Source organism: Pseudomonas sp. XP2 (assembly GCF_053557975.1).
Map to the genome: position 1 here is coordinate 23,637 of NZ_JBNRIK010000043.1, position 2,968 is coordinate 26,604.

The 2,968-nt window shown below is 67.7% G+C and carries 2 protein-coding genes; both read right to left on the bottom strand.

Annotated elements, in window-relative coordinates:
* The coding region (locus ACK1VC_RS27805; protein ID WP_449118167.1) for an NAD(P)/FAD-dependent oxidoreductase at nucleotides 1-1,208 on the bottom strand (1,208 nt) is incomplete at its 3' end.
* A 2-nt stretch (nucleotides 1,209-1,210) separates the two neighbouring features.
* Nucleotides 1,211-2,788 (bottom strand): aldehyde dehydrogenase (NADP(+)), encoded by a 1,578-nt coding sequence (locus tag ACK1VC_RS27810; RefSeq protein WP_191086879.1) that lies wholly within the window; start codon nucleotides 2,786-2,788, stop codon nucleotides 1,211-1,213.
* Nucleotides 2,789-2,968: the final 180 nt, after the last annotated feature.

Here is a 2,968-nt window from a genome sequence, read left to right on the forward strand (position 1 = left end):
GCGGCCCGCTCAGCCAACCGCCCCACCCATTCCGCCGTCACCGCCGCCTGGGTCAACCCCAGGTGCTGATGCCCAAACGCCAACAGCACCCGCCCATCGCACACCCTGTCGATCACCGGCAAAGAGTCCGGCAACGAAGGCCTGAAACCCATCCACGGCGTTGCCCCGTCGATGCTCAAGTCGTGCCGGAACAACCCCTTGCTCAACCGGTGCAACTGCCACGCCCGCTGCATGCTCGGCGGTGCTTCCAGCCCGGCAAACTCCACCGTGCCAGCCAGGCGCAAGCCTTCGGCCATGGGCGTCATGATGAACTTGCGCTCCAGCGAGGTGACTGCAAACGGCAGGCGCTGGTGCTCACCCGGCAACATCAGGTGGTAGCCACGTTCTGTGTCCAGCGGCACCCGCTTGCCTGTCAGCGCAGCGGTCAGTTTCGCAGAATGGGCACCACAGCTGACAAGCACCTGGCGGGCATTGAGCGTGCCCTGGTCGCTGGCCAGGCTCACGCCGGCACTGTGCAACTGCCCGCCATCGACCTGCGCCTGGACAAAGCGCACGCCGCTGGCCTTGGCCGCCTCGAACAGTTCGCACACTACCCGGTAAGGGTCGATGAAGTGCCCGGTGCGCGGAAAGAACAGCCCGCCCAGCAGTGACGGGCTCAGTTGCGGCGCTGCTTCGCGCACGGTTTCAGCCGACCAGAAGTCCACCGGAACCGCCTGCTGTTGCATGCGGGTGCGCAACGCCTCCAGTGCCTGGCGTGACTCAGGCTTCTCGAACACCAGCAGTGAGCCATCCTCTTGAAACAGTTCGCTGCGCCCGATCGAGCCCAGCAGCCGCTGCCAGGCACCCAGGCTGCCTTCGTTCAGCGTGCGTATGCCGGCCACACTGCGCTGGAACGGCGCCGGGCGCAGGTTGAGCAGCAGGCGGGTGAACCAGGGCAAGGCCTTGGGCAGGTACTTCCAGTCCAGGCGCAGCGGGCCCATCGGGTCTAGCAACATGCGTGGCAGGCGCTTGAGGATCGACAGGTCGGCAATCGGGAACACCTGCTCGGTGGCCAGGTGCCCGGCGTTGCCCCAGGACGCGCCCAGGCCGGGCGCCTGGCGGTCTACCAGCAGTACCCGGCGGCCCTGGCGGGCCAGTTGCAGGGCACAGGCGACGCCGACAATGCCGGCGCCAACCACGGCAATATCGGCTTCAGGGGTTTGGACCATGCTCAGCCTTCCCGTTTGCCGTCAAGCAGGCGCCGCAGCTGCAGCGGGTTGCCGTGCTTCAGCGCCTGCGGCAGCAGCGCATCGGGGAAGTCCTGGTAGCACACCGGGCGCAGGAAACGCATGATCGCCGCCGTGCCCACCGAGGTGGTGCGGGCATCGGAGGTGGCCGGGAACGGCCCGCCGTGGACCATGGCATCGCACACCTCGACACCGGTCGGCCAGCCGTTGACCAGAATGCGCCCGGCCTTGCGTTCAAGGGTTGGCAGCAGCGCGCGGGCGCTGTCGATGTCGGCATCGTCCAGTTGCAAGGTCGCGGTCAACTGGCCCTCCAGATGCTCGGCCACTCGGCGTACCTGTTCATCGCTCGCGCAGGCCACCACCAGCGACGCTGCGCCGAACACTTCGGCCTGCAAGGTCGGGTCGGCCAGGAAGGCTTCGGCCTCGGTCACGAACAATTGCGCCTGGCATTGGTTGGGGCCTTGTCCGGCCTGGCCACTGGCCGCCACCCGGGCATTGGCGTTTTCCGCCAGGTCACCGACACCGGCCTGGTAAGCACTGAAGATGCCAGGGGTGAGCATGGTCTGCGCGGCAGCCTGGCGAACGTGCTTGCAGGCGGCGTCGATAAACCGCTGTAACGCCGGGCCTTGGCGGGCGATCACCAGGCCGGGGTTGGTGCAGAACTGGCCGGCACCTTGGGTCAGCGAGGCGACGAAGCCTTGTGCCAGCGCATCACCGCGGGCCTGCAGTGCGGCCTCGAACAGGAACACCGGGTTGATCGAGCTCATTTCGGCGTACACCGGGATCGGTTCCGGGCGTGCCTGGGCCGCCTGGCACAGCGCGATACCCCCGCTGCGTGAGCCGGTAAAACCAACGGCCTTGATGCGCGGGTCGCTGACCAGCGCAATGCCGACTTCACGGCCGGAGCCGTACAGCAGCGAGAATACCCCGGCCGGCAAGCCGCACAGCTTCACCGCTTGCGCCACCGCCTGGCCGACCAGTTCGCTGGTGCCCGGGTGGGCGCTGTGGGCCTTGACCACCACTGGGCAGCCAGCAGCCAATGCCGACGCGGTGTCGCCACCGGCCACCGAGAAGGCCAGCGGGAAATTGCTGGCGCCGAATACGGCTACCGGCCCCAGGGCAACCTGGCGCTGGCGCAGGTCGGCGCGCGGCAAGGGCTGGCGGTCTGGCTGGGCGTTGTCCACCCGCACATCCAGCCATTCACCGGCCCGCACTACCCGGGCGAAGGTACGCAGCTGGGTGCAGGTGCGGCCACGCTCACCCTGAATGCGAGCCTTGGGCAGGCCGCTTTCGGCCACGGCGCGGTCGATCAGGGTATCGCCCAGCGCTTCGACCTGCGTGGCGATGGTTTCGAGGAACTGGGCCCGTTGTTCGAGCGTGGTTTCGCGGTAGGCATCGAACGCCGCCCAGGCCAGGGCGCAGGCTTGCGCCACCTGTTCGCCAGTGCCGCCGAGGTAGGCGGGTTCCAGCGCCTGGCCGGTGGCCGGGTCGATGGCGTGGATGGCTTCGCGGCTGCCGGTTACCGGCGTCTGGCCAATCAGCAGGTTGCCTGTGAGGGTCATGTAGCCTCCTTGTGAATCGAATTCGGGTATCAAGGGCGTTGTGGGAGCAACTGTCTTGCTCAATAGCTGGAAGCTTGCGCGATCATTGGGGGAGCGGGCTTGTGCCGCGAACACCGGCAAAGCCGGTGCCAGGCACCGCGTCGCCTGCTTCGCGGGCCAAGCCCGCTCCCACAGAGAACG

What these genes read in the sequence shown, in the direction of transcription:
- ACK1VC_RS27810 (WP_191086879.1), bottom strand. Translation starts at nt 2,788, where the DNA reads ATGACCCTCACAGGCAACCTGCTGATTGGCCAGACGCCGGTAACCGGC.